The 17,683-nt window shown below is 67.2% G+C and carries 22 protein-coding genes; 14 read left to right on the top strand and 8 right to left on the bottom strand.

Annotated features, from left to right (window positions below; all coding sequences use genetic code 11):
* Positions 1 to 179: 179 nt before the first annotated feature.
* Together ACFX59_RS15450 and hemE are read right to left on the bottom strand one after the other, a co-directional pair.
* Complete coding sequence (locus tag ACFX59_RS15450) at positions 180 to 641, bottom strand: CopD family protein (protein WP_387433428.1); 462 nt, start codon at positions 639 to 641, stop codon at positions 180 to 182.
* Positions 638 to 1,660, bottom strand: a complete 1,023-nt coding sequence (gene hemE, locus ACFX59_RS15445) for a uroporphyrinogen decarboxylase (RefSeq protein WP_387433503.1) — start codon at positions 1,658 to 1,660, stop codon at positions 638 to 640. Before hemE ends, ACFX59_RS15450 begins: the two co-directional genes overlap by 4 nt.
* A gap of 318 nt (positions 1,661 to 1,978) precedes the next feature.
* Between hemE and ACFX59_RS15440 the strand changes: the two genes are divergently transcribed.
* The 11 genes from ACFX59_RS15440 to ACFX59_RS15390 all read left to right on the top strand — a co-directional run bounded on the left by ACFX59_RS15440 (position 1,979) and on the right by ACFX59_RS15390 (position 8,832).
* Positions 1,979 to 2,797, top strand: a complete 819-nt coding sequence (locus ACFX59_RS15440) for a pyruvate, water dikinase regulatory protein (protein WP_307101798.1) — start codon at positions 1,979 to 1,981, stop codon at positions 2,795 to 2,797.
* Positions 2,794 to 3,381, top strand: a complete 588-nt coding sequence (locus ACFX59_RS15435; protein WP_387433426.1) for a Maf family protein — start codon at positions 2,794 to 2,796, stop codon at positions 3,379 to 3,381. The genes ACFX59_RS15440 and ACFX59_RS15435 overlap by 4 nt, the downstream gene beginning before the upstream one ends.
* Before the next feature lie 11 nt (positions 3,382 to 3,392).
* Positions 3,393 to 4,205 (top strand): shikimate dehydrogenase, encoded by an 813-nt coding sequence (gene aroE / locus ACFX59_RS15430; protein ID WP_387433424.1) that lies wholly within the window; start codon positions 3,393 to 3,395, stop codon positions 4,203 to 4,205.
* Positions 4,202 to 4,795: a dephospho-CoA kinase gene (coaE, locus tag ACFX59_RS15425; protein ID WP_387433422.1), complete on the top strand. Its 594-nt coding sequence runs from the start codon at positions 4,202 to 4,204 to the stop codon at positions 4,793 to 4,795. The genes aroE and coaE overlap by 4 nt, the downstream gene beginning before the upstream one ends.
* 7 nt (positions 4,796 to 4,802) lie before the next feature.
* Complete coding sequence (dnaQ, locus tag ACFX59_RS15420; protein WP_354295216.1) at positions 4,803 to 5,498, top strand: DNA polymerase III subunit epsilon; 696 nt, start codon at positions 4,803 to 4,805, stop codon at positions 5,496 to 5,498.
* Positions 5,499 to 5,553: 55 nt separating this feature from the next.
* On the top strand, positions 5,554 to 6,135 hold the full coding sequence (gene hpf, locus ACFX59_RS15415; RefSeq protein WP_307101788.1) for a ribosome hibernation-promoting factor, HPF/YfiA family: 582 nt from the start codon (positions 5,554 to 5,556) through the stop codon (positions 6,133 to 6,135).
* A 73-nt stretch (positions 6,136 to 6,208) separates the two neighbouring features.
* Positions 6,209 to 6,679 carry a PTS sugar transporter subunit IIA gene (locus ACFX59_RS15410; protein ID WP_307101786.1) on the top strand — a complete coding sequence of 157 codons (471 nt, stop codon included), beginning with the start codon at positions 6,209 to 6,211 and terminating at the stop codon, positions 6,677 to 6,679.
* Entirely contained in the window at positions 6,663 to 7,121 is a 459-nt protein-coding gene (locus ACFX59_RS15405; protein ID WP_307101784.1) for a PaaI family thioesterase, read from the top strand. Before ACFX59_RS15410 ends, ACFX59_RS15405 begins: the two co-directional genes overlap by 17 nt.
* Positions 7,122 to 7,125: 4 nt before the next feature.
* Positions 7,126 to 7,467 carry a DUF1491 family protein gene (locus ACFX59_RS15400; RefSeq protein WP_387433418.1) on the top strand — a complete coding sequence of 114 codons (342 nt, stop codon included), beginning with the start codon at positions 7,126 to 7,128 and terminating at the stop codon, positions 7,465 to 7,467.
* Positions 7,468 to 7,658: 191 nt separating this feature from the next.
* Positions 7,659 to 8,285, top strand: coding sequence for a cell wall hydrolase (locus ACFX59_RS15395; RefSeq protein ID WP_307101780.1), 627 nt, complete (start codon positions 7,659 to 7,661; stop codon positions 8,283 to 8,285).
* Between the two features lie 58 nt (positions 8,286 to 8,343).
* Positions 8,344 to 8,832: an MmcB family DNA repair protein gene (locus ACFX59_RS15390; RefSeq protein WP_387433415.1), complete on the top strand. Its 489-nt coding sequence runs from the start codon at positions 8,344 to 8,346 to the stop codon at positions 8,830 to 8,832.
* 160 nt (positions 8,833 to 8,992) lie between these two features.
* Here the strand turns inward: ACFX59_RS15390 and ACFX59_RS15385 are convergent, their stop codons facing one another.
* Positions 8,993 to 10,432 carry a glycoside hydrolase gene (locus ACFX59_RS15385; protein WP_387433413.1) on the bottom strand — a complete coding sequence of 480 codons (1,440 nt, stop codon included), beginning with the start codon at positions 10,430 to 10,432 and terminating at the stop codon, positions 8,993 to 8,995.
* A 185-nt stretch (positions 10,433 to 10,617) separates the two neighbouring features.
* On the opposite strand from ACFX59_RS15385, the gene ACFX59_RS15380 reads away from it, so the two are divergent.
* From ACFX59_RS15380 to ACFX59_RS15370, 3 genes are all read left to right on the top strand, one after another.
* Positions 10,618 to 12,189: an alpha-N-arabinofuranosidase gene (locus ACFX59_RS15380; protein ID WP_387433410.1), complete on the top strand. Its 1,572-nt coding sequence runs from the start codon at positions 10,618 to 10,620 to the stop codon at positions 12,187 to 12,189.
* Positions 12,189 to 13,553: a family 43 glycosylhydrolase gene (locus ACFX59_RS15375; protein ID WP_387433407.1), complete on the top strand. Its 1,365-nt coding sequence runs from the start codon at positions 12,189 to 12,191 to the stop codon at positions 13,551 to 13,553. Before ACFX59_RS15380 ends, ACFX59_RS15375 begins: the two co-directional genes overlap by 1 nt.
* A gap of 73 nt (positions 13,554 to 13,626) precedes the next feature.
* Positions 13,627 to 14,562: an alpha/beta fold hydrolase gene (locus ACFX59_RS15370; protein ID WP_387433405.1), complete on the top strand. Its 936-nt coding sequence runs from the start codon at positions 13,627 to 13,629 to the stop codon at positions 14,560 to 14,562.
* Between the two features lie 2 nt (positions 14,563 to 14,564).
* On the opposite strand, the gene ACFX59_RS15365 is transcribed toward ACFX59_RS15370, so the two are convergent.
* The 5 genes from ACFX59_RS15365 to ACFX59_RS15345 form a co-directional block, all read right to left on the bottom strand.
* Entirely contained in the window at positions 14,565 to 15,269 is a 705-nt protein-coding gene (locus tag ACFX59_RS15365; protein WP_387433402.1) for a GIN domain-containing protein, read from the bottom strand.
* A 52-nt stretch (positions 15,270 to 15,321) separates the two neighbouring features.
* Positions 15,322 to 16,068 carry a head GIN domain-containing protein gene (locus ACFX59_RS15360; protein ID WP_387433399.1) on the bottom strand — a complete coding sequence of 249 codons (747 nt, stop codon included), beginning with the start codon at positions 16,066 to 16,068 and terminating at the stop codon, positions 15,322 to 15,324.
* Positions 16,069 to 16,180: 112 nt separating this feature from the next.
* Positions 16,181 to 16,714: a CarD family transcriptional regulator gene (locus ACFX59_RS15355; RefSeq protein ID WP_042486954.1), complete on the bottom strand. Its 534-nt coding sequence runs from the start codon at positions 16,712 to 16,714 to the stop codon at positions 16,181 to 16,183.
* Between the two features lie 254 nt (positions 16,715 to 16,968).
* On the bottom strand, positions 16,969 to 17,310 hold the full coding sequence (fdxA, locus tag ACFX59_RS15350; protein ID WP_125959090.1) for a ferredoxin FdxA: 342 nt from the start codon (positions 17,308 to 17,310) through the stop codon (positions 16,969 to 16,971).
* 29 nt (positions 17,311 to 17,339) lie between these two features.
* Positions 17,340 to 17,678, bottom strand: a complete 339-nt coding sequence (locus ACFX59_RS15345; RefSeq protein ID WP_387433395.1) for a S4 domain-containing protein — start codon at positions 17,676 to 17,678, stop codon at positions 17,340 to 17,342.
* Positions 17,679 to 17,683 lie beyond the last annotated feature (5 nt).

The raw sequence follows: 17,683 nt of genomic DNA, 5'->3' as shown, positions 1-17,683 counted from the left end.
AAGATTTGAGTTAGGATTCGGGGAACCCCAAGTCAATGGGGAAAGGGCCCACCCCCATGAGACTCACGCCCCTCCCGCAGGCGGGAGGGGATGGGGGAGGGAAGGCCGCAGGGGTTGGTCTCGGTGAGACTCCCTGCCCTCCCCCAACCCCTCCCGTTTACGGGAGGGGAGCAAGAAGGTCAGAACGGCTTGATGACCACCAGGACCACGATCACCGCCGCCGCCAGCGCGGGGACTTCGTTGATCATGCGCAGCTGCTTGCCAGACAGCGTCATCCGCCCCCGCGCCAGCTTTTTGGAATAGCCGACCATCCAGCCATGATAGCCGCTGAGCAGCAGCACGAAGAACAGCTTGGCATGCAGCCATCCCAGCCCCGGCACACCGGAAAACACCCCCAGCGACGCCCCCAGCAACAGCCCCAGCACCCACACCGCGATCATCGCGGGCGTCAGGATGATGGCACGCAGCTTGCCCTCGCGCTCGACCCAGCGCGCGGCGTCGGTCGCATCGCCCGCGACCAGCGCCTCCTGGTGATAGACCAGATAGCGCGGCATCATGAACAGCCCGGCCATCCAGAAGATCACGAAGATGATATGTGCCGCCTTCACCCATTCATAGGCGGCGCCGAGCAGTCCGATCATGATGCGCTCCGTACACGGGCGATCAGCCGCTCGACATGCGCGATCGGCGTGTCGGGCAGAATGCCGTGGCCCAGATTGAAGATATGCGGCCGCTCGGTGAACGCCGCCAGGATGCGGTCGACCGCGCCGTCCAGCGCCTCGCCGCCCGCAATCAGTGCCAGCGGGTCGAGATTGCCCTGCACCGGCAGGTCCTTGGGCAGATAGGTGTCGGCCCAGACCGGATCGACCGTCTCGTCCAGCCCGACCGCATCCACCCCCGTCTCACGGGCATAAGCGGGCAGCTTGCCCCCGGCCCCCTTGGGGAAACCGATGACCGGCACGCCGGGGCAACGCTGGCGGAAACCCTCGACGATCGCGGCATTGGGGGCGATCACCCAGCGCTCGAACTGCGCCGGGCTCAACGACCCCGCCCAGCTGTCGAATAGCTGCACCGCCTCGACGCCGTTTTCGACCTGGCCCGCCAGATAATCCACGGTCATCGCGACGATCGCATCGATGATCGCGCCGAAGCCTGCCGGATCGGCATAGGCGAAACGCCGCGTCTCGCCCTGGTCCTTCGATCCCTGCCCCGCCACCATATAGGTCGCGATCGTCCAGGGAGAGCCCGCAAAGCCCAGAAACGTCGTCTGGAGCGGCAATTGCGCCTTCACCCCCGCCACGGTGGCATAGACTGGGTCGAGGCGCTCAGGGACGCGCTCGAGGGCATTCAGCGCATGATCGACCAGCGCGGGCGCCAGACGTGGCCCCTCCCCCGCCCCGAAGCTCAGGTCCTGGCCCAGCGCCCAGGGGACCATCAGGATGTCGGAGAACAGGATCGCGCCGTCGAACCCGAAGCGCCGGATCGGCTGCACCGTCACCTCGGCCGCCGCCGCCGGATCGGTGGCCAGGGCCAGGAAGCCGCCCTTCTGCGCCCGGAGTTCGCGATACTCGGGCAGATAGCGTCCGGCCTGTCGCATGAGCCACATGGGCGGTGTCGCCTGCCGCTCTCCGTTCAGCACGGCGAGCAGGGGCTTTTGAATCGCAACGTCGGTCAGGAGACCCCCCTTCTTCTAAATAAGAAGATTCTAAGAATGGATTGTTGAAGTGGTTGGCACGTTGGTTGTCGGGATTATGCGGCTCTCCCCGATATGCCAACACGTTGACTCATGGGGAATCGCCGATTCAACGGGATTCGGATTCATGACCCCCGTAACTCACAGGCTGTGGAAAAGAATCGGGCCTGTGAGATTCATTGTGGACGAATCGGTCGTTATCCACCGCCGGTCCGGCGCTTGGCCGGTCGGCGAAGTTACGCTACCGATTCTTCCCATGTTATCCACAGAGTCATTAGGCCGGTCATGACGACGCGGCTCCACCTCCACCTTTTGTCCGATTCCACGGGCGAGACGCTGGAGAACATCGCCAAGGCGGCGCTGGCCCAATATGACGATGTGGAAACCGTCCGGCACTTCTGGCCGATGGTCCGCACCGAGAGCCATCTGGAGCGCATCCTTCAGGAGATCGCGCAGAATCCGGGGCTGGTGATCTATACGCTGGTCAATCCGACCACCCGGCGCGTGCTGGAGAGCCGGTGCCATGCGCTGGGCCTGCCCACGGTCGCGCCGCTCGACCCGGTCAATGCCGCGCTGTCGGGGCTGTTGGGTGTTCAGGCCAAGATGCGGCCCGGTCGCCAGCACGTCCTCGATGCCGCCTATTTCGCGCGGGTCGATGCGATCCAGTTCACCATCGCGCATGACGACGGCATCGCGTGGGAGGAATGGGAGGAAGCCGATATCGTGCTGGCGGGCGTCAGCCGGTCGTCCAAGACGCCGACCTCCATCTATCTCGCCAATCGCGGGTTCAAGACCGCCAACATCCCGATCGTGGTCGAAAGCCCCCCGCCCCCCTTTTTGTTCACGTTGAAAAAGCCGCTGGTCGTCGGTCTGACCACCAGCGCCGACCGGCTGATCGCGATCCGGCGCAACCGGCTGCTCTCGCTGAACCAGGCGCCCGACACCGATTATGTCGAGCAGGAGGCGGTCAATCGCGAACTGACCTTTGCCCGGCGGATGTTCGCTGACAATGACTGGCCGGTGATCGACGTCACCCGCCGCTCGATCGAGGAGACGGCGGCGGCGATCATCTCGCTGGTGAATCAACGAAAGGCCGAAGCATGATCATCCTCGCCTCGCAAAGCGCCTCGCGCCGGGCGATGCTCGACGCCGCCGGAGTGGCCTATGAGGCGCTGCCCGCGCGGGTCGACGAAGCGGGCGTGAAGGCGGCGATGGCGGGCACCTCCCCCCGCGACCTGTCCGACGCGCTGGCCGAGATGAAGGCAGTGAAGGTGTCGGCGAATGCCGGGCCGGTCCCGGTGCTGGGATCGGATTCGATCGTCGCGCTGGCCGACGGCACGCTGCTCGACAAGCCTGAGAGCCGCGAGGAAGCGGCCGAGCATCTCGCGCGGATGAGCGGCGGCAGCCACGAATTGTGGAGCGCCGCCGTCATCGCCGAACATGGCCGCCCCGTCTGGCGGCATGTCGAGCGCGCGAAACTCCATGTCCGCCCGCTTTCGGGTGCCTTTATCGACCGCTATCTCGATCAGGAATGGCCCGAAATCGCGGGCTGTGTCGGCTGTTTCCGGATCGAGGGGCCGGGCGTCCAGCTCTTCTCGCGGATCGAGGGGAGCCATTTCACCATTCTCGGCATGCCGCTGCTGCCCGTGCTGGGCTATCTGCGCGAGCGCGGCTGGATGGCCGCCTGACAGGATTCATGATGACCAAGCCTTATGCAGAGGTGATCGGCGACCCGATCAGCCATTCCAAATCGCCGATCATCCACAATTTCTGGGCCGAGGCGCTGGGTCTCGACGTGGAGTATCGCGCGGTCCACGTCGCGCCCGAGGGGCTGGCGGCCTATTTCGCCGAGCGCAAGGCCGATCCCGATTGGCGCGGCTGCAACGTCACCGTGCCGCACAAGGTCGAGGCGCTGGCGCATGTCGAGGATCGCGGCGACGTCCGCACCACGATCGGCGCGATCAACACGGTGATCCGGGCCGAGGACGGCGCGCTGGTCGGCACCAATACCGATGCGGCGGGATTCTATGCGCCGCTGAGCGGGCTGGATCCCGCGGGGCAGCCGGTGACGGTGATCGGGGCAGGGGGGGCGGCGCGCGCTATCCTGTTCGCGCTTTCGCGCATGGGCGTCGGCCCGGTGACGCTGTTCAACCGCAACGTGCTCAAGGGCGCGGCGCTGCTGTCCTCCTTCGGCCTGAAGGGACAGGCGCTGCCGATCGGCGCGGCGGTGCCGCCCTCGGCCCTGGTCGTCAACGCGACCAGCCTGGGGATGACCGGCCAGCCGCCGCTGACCCTCGACCTGTCGGCGCTGCCCGAGGAGGCGGTGGTCTATGACATCGTCTATGCCCCGCTGGAGACCGATCTGCTGGCGGCGGCGCGGGCGCGCGACCTCGACACGATCGACGGGCTGGAGATGCTGATCGGCCAGGCGGCGGTGGCGTTCGAGCTGTTCTTCGGTGCCGAGCCGCCTCGCGACCGCGACGAGGAACTGCGCGGCCTTCTGCTCGGATGATCGTCCTCGGGCTGACCGGCTCGATCGGCATGGGCAAGTCCACCGTCGCGCAGATGTTCCGCGACGAGGGCGTGCCGGTGTTCGACGCCGATGCCTGTGTCCACAGGCTCCAGGGGCCGGGCGGGCGGCTGGTCGCGGCGATCGAATCGGCCTTTCCGGGCACCACCGATGCGAACGGGGTGAACCGCGCGGCGCTGGGTCGCGCGGTGCTGGGCGATGATTCGGCGATGCGGCGGCTCGAGCGAATCGTCCATCCGGCGGTCCAGGCCGAGCGCGCCGCCTTTCTCCACCGCCATGCCGACGCGCCGCTGGTCGTCGTCGACGTGCCTTTGCTGTTCGAAACGGGCGGGGATAAGGCTGTGGATAAGGTGTTGGTCGTATCGGCAGAACCTGCCGTGCAGGAGGCCAGGGTGTTGGCAAGGCCCGGCATGACGCGCGAGAAATTCGACGCGATTCTCGCACGTCAGCTGCCCGATGCCGACAAGCGCGCGCGCGCCGATCACGTCATCGCGACCGACATTCCCATCACCGACACAAAGCGCGCGGTGCAGCGGCTGATCACTTGCATGCGGGACTCCGAAGGCCGATAGTCGGGGCATGAGAGAGATCGTTTTCGACACCGAAACGACAGGGTTCAAATTTTCGGAAGGCGACCGGCTGGTCGAAATCGGCTGTGTCGAACTGGTAAACCGGGTCGAGACGGGGCGGACCTATCACGCCTATTTCAACCCCGAACGCGCCATGCCCCCCGAGGCGCAGGCGATCCACGGCTTGTCCGACGCCTTCCTGAAGGACAAGCCGGTCTTCGCCCAGGGCGTGGCCGAGTTTCTCGACTTCATCGGCGACGCGCCGCTGATCGCGCACAATGCGACCTTCGACTTCGGCTTCATCAATGGCGAGCTGGGCGCGCTGGGCTTTCCGCCTGTCTGCGAGAAGACGCGGATGGTCGATACGCTGGCCATCGCGCGCAGCAAGCATCCGGGGGCCAAGCATACGCTCGACGCGCTCTGTTCGCGGTACGGCGTCGACCGGTCGCACCGCGTGCTGCACGGCGCGCTGCTCGACGCGCAACTGCTGGCACAGGTCTATGTCGAGCTCATGGGCGGGCGCCAGATCGGGCTAGGCCTGCTGGCCGAGACCATGGTGGAGGCGGGGCCGGTGGTCGTCGCCCGCGCGCCCGCCAAAGTCCGGCCGCCGCGCATCTTCCGCCCCAGCGAGGGGGAACTTGCCGCCCATGCCGCGTTTCTAAAGGGTATCACCGATCCGATTTGGGGGGCCGAGGCGTCCGGTTGACGCCACGGGACAGGCCAAAAGGACCGTCCCAGTCGTGTAAGACAAGGAGAAGACGATGGATATCCGGATTTCTGGTCATCAGGTCGAAACGGGCGACGCGCTGCGGACCCATGTGACGGACCGGCTTCAGGGTATCGCCGAGAAATATTTCGCCCGCGCCATGTCGTCGGAGGTGACGTTCGGCAAGGGGCCGCACGATATCGGCTTCAAATGCGATATCGTCATGCACGTGACCCGCGGCCTCGTCCTGAAGGGCCGCCACGATGCACAGGACGCGCATCTGTCCTTCGACGGTGCCGCCACCAAGATCGAAAAGCAGCTGCGCCGTTACTCGCGCCGCCTGAAGGATCGCAATGCGGGCCAGGCGATCGAGCTGGCCGAGGCGGGGGCCTATGATGCGGGCTATACCCTGTTCGCCGAACAGGTCGACGAAGATGAGGCGGGCGATGCGCCCCTGATCATCGCCGAAACCCGCGTCGACATTCCCGATGCCAGCGTGTCCGATGCCGTGATGATGCTCGACCTGCGCAATACAGCCGCGCTGTTGTTCAAGAATTCGGGCACCGGATCGTATAACATGGTGTATCGCCGTGGCGATGGAACCATTGGCTGGGTCGAACCGCAGCGGGGCGGCTGACCTTTAAGCCCCTATCGTTCTTCCGCGTGGCCCGCTAATAGCCGGGCCGCGCGGGGGCGCACCGGAAAAAACGATGAACGACTTTAGCGATCTGTTGCGCCACGAAACCGTGCTGGCCGGTGTTACGGCCGCGAACAAGAAAAGCCTGTTTCCGGTTCTGGCGACGGCGGCGTCCGGTCCTGCCGGACAGAGCGCCAAGATACTGACCGACGTGCTGGTCGAGCGCGAGAAGCTGGGTTCGACCGGTTTCGGCGGCGGTATCGCCATTCCGCATGGCAAGGTCGCCGGGCTGGACCAGATCGTCGGCGTGTTCGCGCGGCTGGCGCAGCCGGTCGATTTCCAGGCGGTCGACGACATGCCGGTCGACCTGGTCTTTGCGATGTTCTCCCCCGCCGATGCGGGCTCCGCGCATCTCAAGGCGCTGGCGCGGGTCTCGCGGCGGCTGCGCGACAAGGGCTTCGTCGCCAAGCTGCGCGGGGCCGGGTCGCCCGACGCGATCTGGGCGCTGCTGACCCAGGACGAGGCGCGTGACGCCGCGGCCTGAAGGCGAGGCCGCGCATTTCCGGGCGCTGGAGGCGCTCTATGCCGAGGCGCCGATCAACCGGCTGTTCGACTCCACGCTGGAGATTCCCGAACCCGGCGTCGCGCGCATCCGCTTCCGGGTCGACGAACGCCATTATCACGCGGCGGGGGCGGCGCATGGCACCAGCTATTTCAAGATGCTGGACGATGCGGCCTTCTATGCCTGCAACAGCCTGGTCACCGATCGCTTCCTGCTGACGACGCAGTTCAACCTGCTGCTCACCCGGCCGATGCGGGCGGGGGCGGTCGTCGCCGAGGGGCGCTGGGTCAGCGGACGGCGCCGGGTGTTCGTCGCGGATGCGCGATTGATCGACGCCGATGGCGAAGAGGTCGCACGCGGCACCGGCACCTTCATGCGCTCGCAGATCGCGCTGGCGGGGCTGCCCGGCTATCGGGCGGGTTGAGGCGATGGACGGTCGCCTGCCGAGCGGGATGCTGGTCACCGCGCTGCTCCGCCGGATGAACGATAGCGGCGGCATGGGCATGGTGCTGGCCAAGGGCGATCCGCAGGCGGGGGGCATATTGGTGATCGTCGTCGATACCGACCCCGATACCGCCGAGCGCCGCGAGCGCGTGCTGGAGCGGGGGCTCGGCTCCGATGGCCGAACCGCGCTGATCGATTCGACGCCTGCAAACGATATTTTAAGCTATTGGCGCCGCCGCCGGTCGCGCGATCCCGACCTGTGGGTGATCGAACTGGATGGCGCTGCGGCGGAACGCTTCACCGCTGAAACGATCCTGCAACATTGACGAACGCGGCCGGATCGGCCACGAGCCCCCCATCTTAAAGTCGCGTTGTGCCGCGCTGGGTGCGATCCGGTCGGTTACGCAGTCGGGGGGAAGCCCGGACGAGTGCCCTTTGGGCTGCTCGGGTCCGTGATCCAACCGCATGTCTGTTCGAGTGAATGACGGTTTTCAAGCGAGTCGCGGCTACTGCGGCCATGGCTCTTTCCCTGGCGGGACTTCTCGCCACCAGCACCCCCAGCCTGGCGACCAATGTCGCCGCCAATGCTGCCGGTGGTGCCGTACCAGCCACGGCGATGGCTGTTTCCGGGATCAACGCCGCCGATCTGGCGATGGTTCCGCAGAGCGCCCGGGCCACCATGTCCGCGCTTCCCGATCTTTCCCAGGTTTCTGAAGCGGATGACGCCGGCGAATATGAAACGCTGGCCGAGGCCGTGGCCGCCCAGGACGAGATGGCGTCGAGCGAAGAGCTCCGCTGCCTTGCCGGTGCGATTTATTTCGAGGGTCGCGGCGAACCGCTCGCCGGTCAGCTCGCCGTCGCCCAGGTCATCCTGAACCGCACCAAGTCGGGCCGCTTCCCGACCAGCGTGTGCGACGTCATCAAGCAGCGCGGGCAGTTCAGCTTCGTGCGCGGTGGCGAAATTCCTTCGGTCAGCCCGTCGCGCGCCGCCTATCGCACCGCCATCGCGGTCGCGCAGGTCGCGCTGTCCCAGGCGTGGGACAGCACCGCGGGCAAGGCGCTGTACTTCAACACCCCCGGCAACCGTCCGGGCGTGCGAGTGCAGAAGGTCGCCGCGATCGGCAATCATATCTTCTATCGCTGATCCGGTCCCGCTCTGGCGGGGCTTTGCGTTTGTTCGTCAAATGTTCTAAGCGGGTGGCATGTTGGACATGCCGCCCGCTTCGTGTGTCGACGATCCCGCCTCGCCGCTCTGCGCCGCCGATGTCGCGCGCGGCGTGACGCGGATGCTGCTCCGCCACGATCTGATCACCATCCCCGAGGTTCCGCTGGAGGGCGGCCGCCGTGCCGACCTGATGGCGCTCGACGCGCGCGGGCAGGCGTTGATCGTCGAGATCAAGGTGTCGCGCGCCGACATGCTGGGCGACGGCAAATGGCCCGACTATCTGGCGCATTGCGACCGCTTCTACTGGGCGGTGCCCGCCGGTTTCGACTGGTCGCCGCTGGAGGGCGCGGCCTTCCTGCCCGAGCGGACCGGGATCATCGTCGCCGACCGCTATGACGCGGCGATCGTCCGGGAGGCGCACAGCGTGCCGCTGGCCGCCCATATCCGCAAGAAGGTGACGCTGAACTTCGCCAGGCGGGCGGGGCGGCGGATGATCGGGCTGACCGATCCCGATGCGGGGATGTGAGGCTGGTGGCCCCGGCAGGACTCGAACCCGCAACCTAGCGGGGATGTGATTCCCTTGGCCTTCGACTTCGCTCAGGCTGAACGGGGTTTGGGGGGCATCTCTATTCCCTCACGCCGTTCAGCCTGAGCGAAGTCGAAGGCCACGCCCCGACCGTTCCGAACTACCGCGTCAAAACTAGCGTCACGATCGAGCGCGGCGGCGCCACCGTCGAATCGACCGCCTCGGCATGATGCCCCGCATCGGTCAGGAATACCCGCCGCTGCCACCGCCCCGGCACCGCGACGGTCAGCGGGCGCGGGGATAGCCCCGGATTGACATGGACCAGCACCAGCCGCCGTCCGTCGGACGAGAGCGCCGCGACCGTGTCCATATCGTCCACCGGCACCAGCCGATCCCCCGGCCGAATGAAGCGGCTGAACTGCGCCATCGCCCAATATTTGCCGGTGACGTGAATCGCATGCGGACGATCCGCCGCGCCTTGCAGGTCGGCCTTGACGATGCCCCAGTTCGATCCCTTCTGCCCGTCGCGGGTGCTCAGATCCTCGACCGCCTGCCAGAAGACCCAGGCGGCGGGTTCCAGCCGCTTGATGTCCCCCACGACATGCTCGGCAAAGGCCAGCGGCGTCGCCATGCCGGTAAAGTCCTCGGGATCGCGCGACAGCGGGGTGTCGTTCTCGCTCATCCACAGCCGGATGCCCGAGGATCGCGCAATGTCGCGCACCGCCGTCTGGTGGACGCTGCCATAGCTGTGGACGTTGAGCTGGCCGATCGCCGCGCGGGTCGCGGGCGGATAGGCGGCCCAGTCCTCGACGAACAGATGCGAGGCGGTCTCGTCGGGCGCGCCGACCACGGTCGCCAGGCCCTGCGCCTTCAGCGCGGCGGCGGTCGCGTCGATCATCATTGCCTGTCGCCGGGGCGACCAGTGCGCGCCCTCCTGCGTGTTGGCGGCGAACCAGTAATCGGTGTTGGGCTCGTTGACCGGCGACAGGGTGCGAAAGGCGATATGGTGGCGCTGCTGCAATTCGCGGGTCGCGCGGACCAGATAGGTGGCGAAGGCGCCCTCCATGCCGGGGCGCAGATTGTCGTCGGTGCCCTTTTCCGCGCCCGACACGCGGCCGCTGACCGTCATGAACCAGGGCGGCGAATTGGAGAAGGCCTCGAAGATCGGCTGCTTCACCCGCACCCGGATCGCGTCCAGCCACCAGCGCTGGTTGGCGTCCTGATTCCAGTCCCACATGGCGGGGTCCTCGGGCCGCCACCAGTCCTTGCCCGTCACACCGGCGGGCTGCCGCCAGAAGCCCGGCACCGCGCGGCCGACCTTCATATAGGGCTTGGTATCGGCGGCATTGCCGCCCCCGATATTGTAGCGTGCTATCGTCCAGCCCAGGCCGCCCGGTCCATAGAAGAGATCGGCCAGCCGCGTCCGCTCCGCCTCGGGCCAGCCGCCGGTGACATGCGCGAACCAGGCGAGCGCGGTGCCCCAGCCCTCGAACACGGTCGAGGGGCGATCGATGGCGGGGCGCAGCGTGACGGGCACCGGCCGATCCGGCGCGGGCGACTGCGCCGCCACCGACGACGCCGACAAAATCATCCCCAGCATGGCCGCGACCCGACCACCGCGCCTTGCCCGATCCGCCCAAAACCCCATCGCCTGCTCCCCGCCTGACCCGATTACGCAGGCATCTTAGCGGACGAGGGGATGATCGCGTCAATCCATGGTGGAAAGGGGGCTGTTTTTTACTCGGACAATAATCCATCATGCCCGCATCAGGCAGAGGAGAATCCATGAAAAGGGCAACCAAGTTTCTGTTCGCGGCGGCGTTCGCCACCCTGTCGCTGAACGGAGCGTCGGCAACCGCGCAGACGGCACCGACGAGCGGCGGCGATCAGGTGGCGGTGCATGGCGACCGTCCCGGCGCGGTCTATGACCGCCACATCTTCGGCCAGTTCGCCGAGCATCTGGGCACCGGCATCTATCCGGGCATCTGGGTGGGCAAGGGCAGCAAGATCCCCAACATCAACGGCTATCGCCGCGACGTGATCGACGCGCTGAAGGCGATTCGCGTGCCGGTGATCCGCTGGCCGGGCGGCTGCTTCGCCGACGAATATCACTGGCGCGAAGGCGTCGGTCCGCAGGCGAAGCGCCTGACCAAGGTCAACACCAACTGGGGCGGCGTGACCGAGGACAACAGTTTCGGCACCAACGAGTTCATGAACTATACCGAGCTGGTCGGCGCCGAAGCCTATGTCTCGGGCAATGTCGGCTCGTCCGCGCCGTCCGAAATGGCCGAGTGGGTCGAATATATGACCTTCCCGTCCAAATCGACCTATGCCGAGGAGCGCCGCCGGAACGGCCGCGACCGCCCATGGAAGCTGGCGATGTTCGGCATCGGCAACGAGCTGTGGGGCTGCGGCGGCAATATGCGCCCCGAATATGCCGCCGACGTGACGCGCCGCTATTCCACCTTCCTGAAGGTGCCCGCGGGCGAGAAGCTGATGAAAATCGCCAGCGGCGCCAACAGCGACGACTATAACTGGACCGAGGTGATGATGCGCGAGGCCGGCAACCACTTCGACGGCATCGGCGTCCATTATTACACCATCCCCGGCTCGTGGGAAAAGAAGGGCGCGGCGACCGGCTTCGACGAGGAGGCCTGGGCGCGCACCCTGTCCAAGACGCTGAAGATGGACGAGCTGATCACCCGCCACGCGGCGATCATGGACAAATACGACCCCCGGAAGCGGGTCGCGCTGCTCGTCGACGAATGGGGCACCTGGTATGATGTCGAGCCCGGCACCAATCCCGGCTTCCTGTTCCAGCAGAACAGCCTGCGCGACGCGATGGTGACGAGCCTGAACCTCGACATCTTCGCCAAGCATGCCGACCGGGTGCGCGGCGCCAATATCGCGCAGATGGTCAATGTGCTCCAGGCGATGCTGCTGACCGACGGCGCGCGGATGGTGAAGACGCCGACCTATTGGGTGTTCGACATGTACAAGGACTATCAGGACGCCACCGTCCTGCCGGTCGATGTCCAGTCGCGCTGGTACAGCAAGAACCAGTGGGTGATGAAGGCGGTCAGCGCCTCGGCGGTGCGCGACAAGGCGGGCGTGGTCCATGTCGGCCTGACCAATGTCGATCCCAACCAGCCCGCGACCGTCACCGTCAAGCTGGACGGCCTGAACGCCGCGCAGGTGTCGGGCCGTATCCTGACGGGGGCGACGATGGACGCGCACAACACGTTCGACGCGCCCAGCCAAGTCGCGCCGCAGCCGTTCAGCGGCGCGACGCTGTCGGGGGGCACGCTGAGCGTGCAGATCCCGGCCAAGTCGGTCGTGATGCTGGACCTGCGCTGATGAAGGTCCGCGCCGGGGCGCTGCTCGCCGCCATCCTGTTCGCCCCTGTGGCGTTCGTCGGGACGGCGGGGTCCGCCACGCCCCGGCGCGACCTTTCATGGAACAGTCCGGGAGCGGGAAATCCGCTGCTGCCCGGCTATTTCGCCGACCCCTCCATCGTGCGCGATGGGGGGCGTTGGTATATCTTCGCGACGGTCGATCCCTGGGGCGACGACCGGCTGGGGCTCTGGACCTCGGACAATGGCCGCGACTGGACCTTTTCTCAGCCGAACTGGCCGACCAAGCAGGCGGCGACCAGCCCGACCTCGGGCGATGCCAAGGTCTGGGCGCCCTCGGTGGTCAAGGCGGCGAACGGCCGCTGGTACATGTATGTCTCGGTCGGCAGCGAAGTGTGGGTCGGCTCCGCGCCGTCGCCGGCGGGGCCCTGGGCCGATGCCAATGGCGGCAAGCCGCTGATCGCGCGCGATTTCGCGCCCCAATATCACATGATCGACGCCGAGGCGTTCGTCGACGATGACGGCCAGGCCTATCTCTATTGGGGATCGGGGCTGAACTGGGTCAACGGGCATTGCTTCGTCGTGAAGCTGAAGCCCGACATGGTGCATTTCGACGGCGAACCCCGCGACGTGACCCCGGCCAATTATTTCGAAGGCCCCTTCATGGTGAAGGAGAAGGGCCGCTATCTGCTGACCTATAGCGACGGCAACACGACCAAGGACACGTACAAGGTCCGCTATGCGGTCGGCCGCTCGCCGATGGGGCCGTTCACCGAGGCCGCCGACAGCCCGATCCTGCAGACCGATGCGGGCAAGCAGATCATCAGCCCCGGCCATCACGCGATCTTCGCGGACCAGGGGCGATCCTATATCCTCTATCACCGACAGGCGCTGCCCTTCGTGATGGGCAGCGAGCGGGTGTTGCGGCAGGTGGCGGTCGATCCGCTGACCGTGCGCGCCGACGGGACGCTGGCGCAGGTCGCGCCCAGCCATGACCCGGCCATCCCCGCCTTCGCCGCGCAGCGGACGCGCGGGCTGCGCTGGACGGGGCAGGGGGCGGCGGCGCTGGCGGCGGACGACAATTATGCGACCGCCTGGCGGCCCGAAGCGGGGCAGCCGCCGGTGCTGACCGCCGATCTCGGCCGGATGCGCGCGATCCGCGAAAGCCGGATTCGTCCGGCCTTCGTGATCCAGCCGCAGGATATCCGGATCGAGGCATCGCCCAACGGCCGCCAGTGGCGCGAGGTCGCGGCGGCGAAGGGGGTGAGCGGGTCGCCGATCGTGCTGCGCCATCCGGTCACGGCGCGCTTCCTGCGCATGACGGTGCAGGCCAGGGAGCCCGCCATCCTGGAATGGTCGCTCTTCTGATCCGCCTGTCATAAAAAGCGGCGGGAAGGGCGGTAGCGACCGGACTCCGTCCTCCGCCGTGAAGGGAAAGTCCGTGGCGCCATCACCGCACTGGTCCGCCGAATGGCTGTCCACCTGGGAAGCCCCGGACGGCTGGGTGCATCGGCGCTATGATCGTCCGCACGCAGAGGGCAGCGTGCGGCGCGGGCGGTTGCTGTTCCAGACCGGGCGCGCCGACATGATCGAGAAATATGGCGATGCGATCGACTATTTCCGCACCCTGGGGTGGGATGTGACCGCATTCGACTGGCGCGGGCAGGGCGGATCGGGGCGGTTGGCCGAAGGGGATACCGGGCATGTCGAGGGGTTCGACCGGCTGATCGACGATCTGGCCGCCTTCCATGCCGATTGGGTGGCGCAGGGCGAGGGGCCGCATGTCGTGCTGGGCCATTCCATGGGTGGGTTCGTCACGCTCGCCGCGCTGGCGGCCGGGCGGATCGCGCCCGATGCGGTGGTGCTGGTCGCGCCGATGATCGCGATGCGCTCGCCGATCGGGCAATGGGCGGGGACGCGGTTCGCCCGCTGGCAGGCGGGGCGGGGCGATCGCTTCCGCCCCGCCTGGCGTCGGCTGGAGACGCCCGCCGCCGCCACCGCCCGGCAGAAGCGGCTGACCCATGACCTTGCGCGCTTCGCCGACCAGCAGGCGTTTCGGCGGATGCGGCCCGAACTCTGTCTCGGCTCGCCCAGCTGGCATTGGGTGGCGGAGGCTTTCCGCGCGACGGCGGCGCTTCGCGACGATCCGGGGCTGGCGCGGATCGAGACGCCGGTGCTGATGCTGGTGGCGCAGGCCGACCGGCTGGTCGATGCGCGCGCCGCCGGGCGGGTGGCGGCGCGGATGCCGAACGCCACTTTGGTCTGTTTCGGCCAGGGATGCGCGCATGAGATCTTGCGCGAGGCCGATCCGGTCCGCGCCAACGCCCTGGCGGCGATCGACGCCTTTCTGGCGCGGCGGGTGGGGGCGCCCGTCTGATCCTATCGCGCGCCGCAGCGGGTCGTGCCGCCGCCGCCGCCGAGGATGCGGCATTTGGGCGTGCCGTCGACCGTCACTCGGCCCAGCCCGTTATTGGCGATGGTCGCGCTATAGCGGGCCCGCGCCGTCACCTCGCCCGGTCCCTCCAGCGTGACGGCCAGGTCGCCGACCTCCAGCCCCTCGGCGGCGATGGTCACGGTGCCGTTGCCCGCCAGCCGCGCCTTGCCGACCCGCCCCCCGCCGATCGCCAGCCTGCCCGATCCCATCAGCGACACGGCCAGCTGCTCGCCCTCCACCCGGTCGATCCGGACATCGGAGGGTCCCGCGATCGATACGCTCAGGCCGGGGCCGCGCAGCGCCTGCGCGGTGATCCGCGATCCGCCGATGACGGTGATCGCCGACAGCGGCGGCGCGGCGAGGGTCAGCGTAACCGGCTGGCTCGCCGGGCGTCGCATGGCGGGATCGCCCGGCATCATCCGGACGACCAGGCTATGCCCGGCGACATGCGCATCGACCCGGCGCAGCGTCTCCGCATCCCCCGACAGCATGGCGCGCGGCGAGGGCGCGGTGGTCAGCGCGACGACGAACGCCCCCTCGACCCGCAGCGAGTCGAAGCTGCTCAGGTCGACCCGTCGATCCGCCGCCCCGGCGCCGGTGACGGGGATCAGGGCGGCCAGGATCAGAGCGGACGGCAAAAGGTGACGCATCGCCCTATCCTCGTCCCGATCGCGCCGCTCGGCAAGCGCCGCCGGGCGGTCCTTATTGCCGTCCGCAGCGTACCGATCCCGAACCCGCCTTGCCGACCGTGCAGACCGAATTCGGACCCAGATCGGCACTGCCCGACCCGGTCAGACCCACTTGGGCGGGACCATCGACCCGGACGGTCACATCACCCGATCCGCTGATCCCGACCTTGGCCTTTCGGGCGTGCAGACCGGCGGCGTTGAGGCTGCCCGATCCGGCGACCCCGATCTTCAGCGTATCGGCGGTGCCGGCGGCGCTGATCGAACCCGATCCGGCGATCCCCAAATCCGCATCGCCCACCCGCATCGCGGCGATGGCGAGATCGCCCGAGCCCGCGACACCGCCCTTGAAGCTTGCCCCCTCGACCCGGTCGATCGTCATCCGGCCCGATCCGCCGACTCCGGCGCCGGTCAGGCGGGGCAGCGTGACCAGTACCCGGACGCCGGAGCGCTTGCCCCAATGCACGCCGTTGTTCAGCCCGATCAGCAATTTGTCGCCGTCGCGCGCGACGCGCAGCTGGTCGAGTTCGGCGCTGGGCCCCTCGGCCCGGACCGAGAAGTCGCGGCCGACCCGGATGTCGACCGGATCGCTGCCGCTCGACTCGACGCTGGTGAAGGCGGTCGCGGCATAGCTGCGCGCACCGCCCGATCCCTGTGCGGGAATGTCCTGCCCCCGCGCCTCGCTTTCAAAGGAACAGGCGGCGGTGGGGATGGCCAGCGCGACGATGGCCAGGAGCGAGGGAAGAGCGAGGGACTTCGTCATGGGCGACCTCCTGTGTATTGCACGTACAATACACGCGGTCGGGGCAGGGGCGCAAATAAAAAGGGCGGCCCCATCGGGACCGCCCTTTTCGGTTCGGAAATGGCGAACGGCCTCAGGCCGCAGGCTTTTCCTTGTTGTAGATGGCGGCGGCGGCGCGCAGGATTTCCAGGATCTTTTCCTGGGCGCGGGGCTCGTCCACCTCTTCCATCGCGGCGAGTTCGCGCGCGAGGCGGCTGGTGGCGGCCTCGAAGATCTGCCGCTCGGAATAGCTCTGCTCGGGCTGGTCGTCGGCACGGAACAGGTCGCGGACCACCTCGGCGATCGACACCAGGTCGCCCGAGTTGATCTTGGCTTCATATTCCTGCGCGCGGCGCGACCACATGGTGCGCTTCACCTTGGGCTTGCCCTTCAGCGTTTCCATCGCCTCGCGCATGGTCTTGTCCGAGGACAGCTTGCGCATGCCGACCGACTCGGCCTTGTTGGTGGGAACGCGGAGCGTCATGCGCTCCTTTTCGAACCGCAGCACATAGAGTTCGAGCTGCATCCCTGCGATTTCCTGCTTTTGCAGCTCGATGACGCGGCCCACGCCATGTTTGGGATACACGACATAGTCACCGACGTCGAAGTGGAGCGCCTTGGCAGCCATTGGGGGCCTTTCCGGATCAAGGCCTTCGCGCGAGCGCCGAACGAGTGGAAATGGGTCCACTGATCAAGCCGGCCTCGGGAAGGAAGGGTCGAACACATCAAGGCGGGCCGTCGCGAGAAAAAGCTAGGCCCGTCGCGGAACCATATAGCATGGTCGCAACAAAATTACCAGCATATCCGCATGGCTACCCGTCGCAGGACGGCGCCGGTGCGGATCGGTCGACTCCGGTCGTTATCCCCGCTCAGTCGCCCCGCTTAGTCACCCTTACCGGGTTCGGGGCTGAAGAACTGCTCATATTTGTTCTCGACCCCCTTCATCGCATCGGCGTCGGGCGGGGTCTGGTCCAGCTTGCGCGTGACGTTGGGCCATTGGGCGGAGAAGGTGTTGTTCAGCTCCAGCCACTGTTCCAGACCGCTCTCGGTGTCGGGCAGGATCGCCTCGGCCGGGCATTCCGGTTCGCACACGCCGCAGTCGATGCACTCGGACGGGTTGATGACGAGCATGTTCTCGCCCTCATAGAAGCAGTCGACGGGACACACCTCGACACAGTCCATATACTTGCAGCGAATGCAGGCATCGGTGACGACGTAGGTCATGACAACTCCCAAGGTACGAACGCGTGCTGCTATGCCGCGTATGGCGATCCGTCAACGCTTGAAACCATAACAGGGCTTGAAACCGGGGAAGTGACCAGATCGCAGTAACAGGCGCGCCCCTCGGCGGGCGGTCCGCGCCGGACGGGGAGCGATTCGACCCGCAGCACGCGCACCTGGCCATGATGCGCGAAGGTCAGGATGCTGCCGATCCGTACCGGCGCATGCGCCCGGTCGATCGCGCGCCCATCCATCCGGAAATGCCCGTCACACGCCATCGCCTGCGCCGTATCCCGCGACTTGGCGATCCGCGCCCACCAGAGGAAACGGTCGAGCCGCATCGACTCGGGGGCAGGGGCGCGGTTCGTCATGGGGT

It is taken from the genome of Sphingomonas sp. NCPPB 2930 (assembly GCF_042867205.1).
Taxonomy (GTDB): domain Bacteria; phylum Pseudomonadota; class Alphaproteobacteria; order Sphingomonadales; family Sphingomonadaceae; genus Sphingomonas.
Note: the sequence above shows the minus strand (reverse complement) of the source record. Positions and strands in the feature narration are given on the sequence as shown.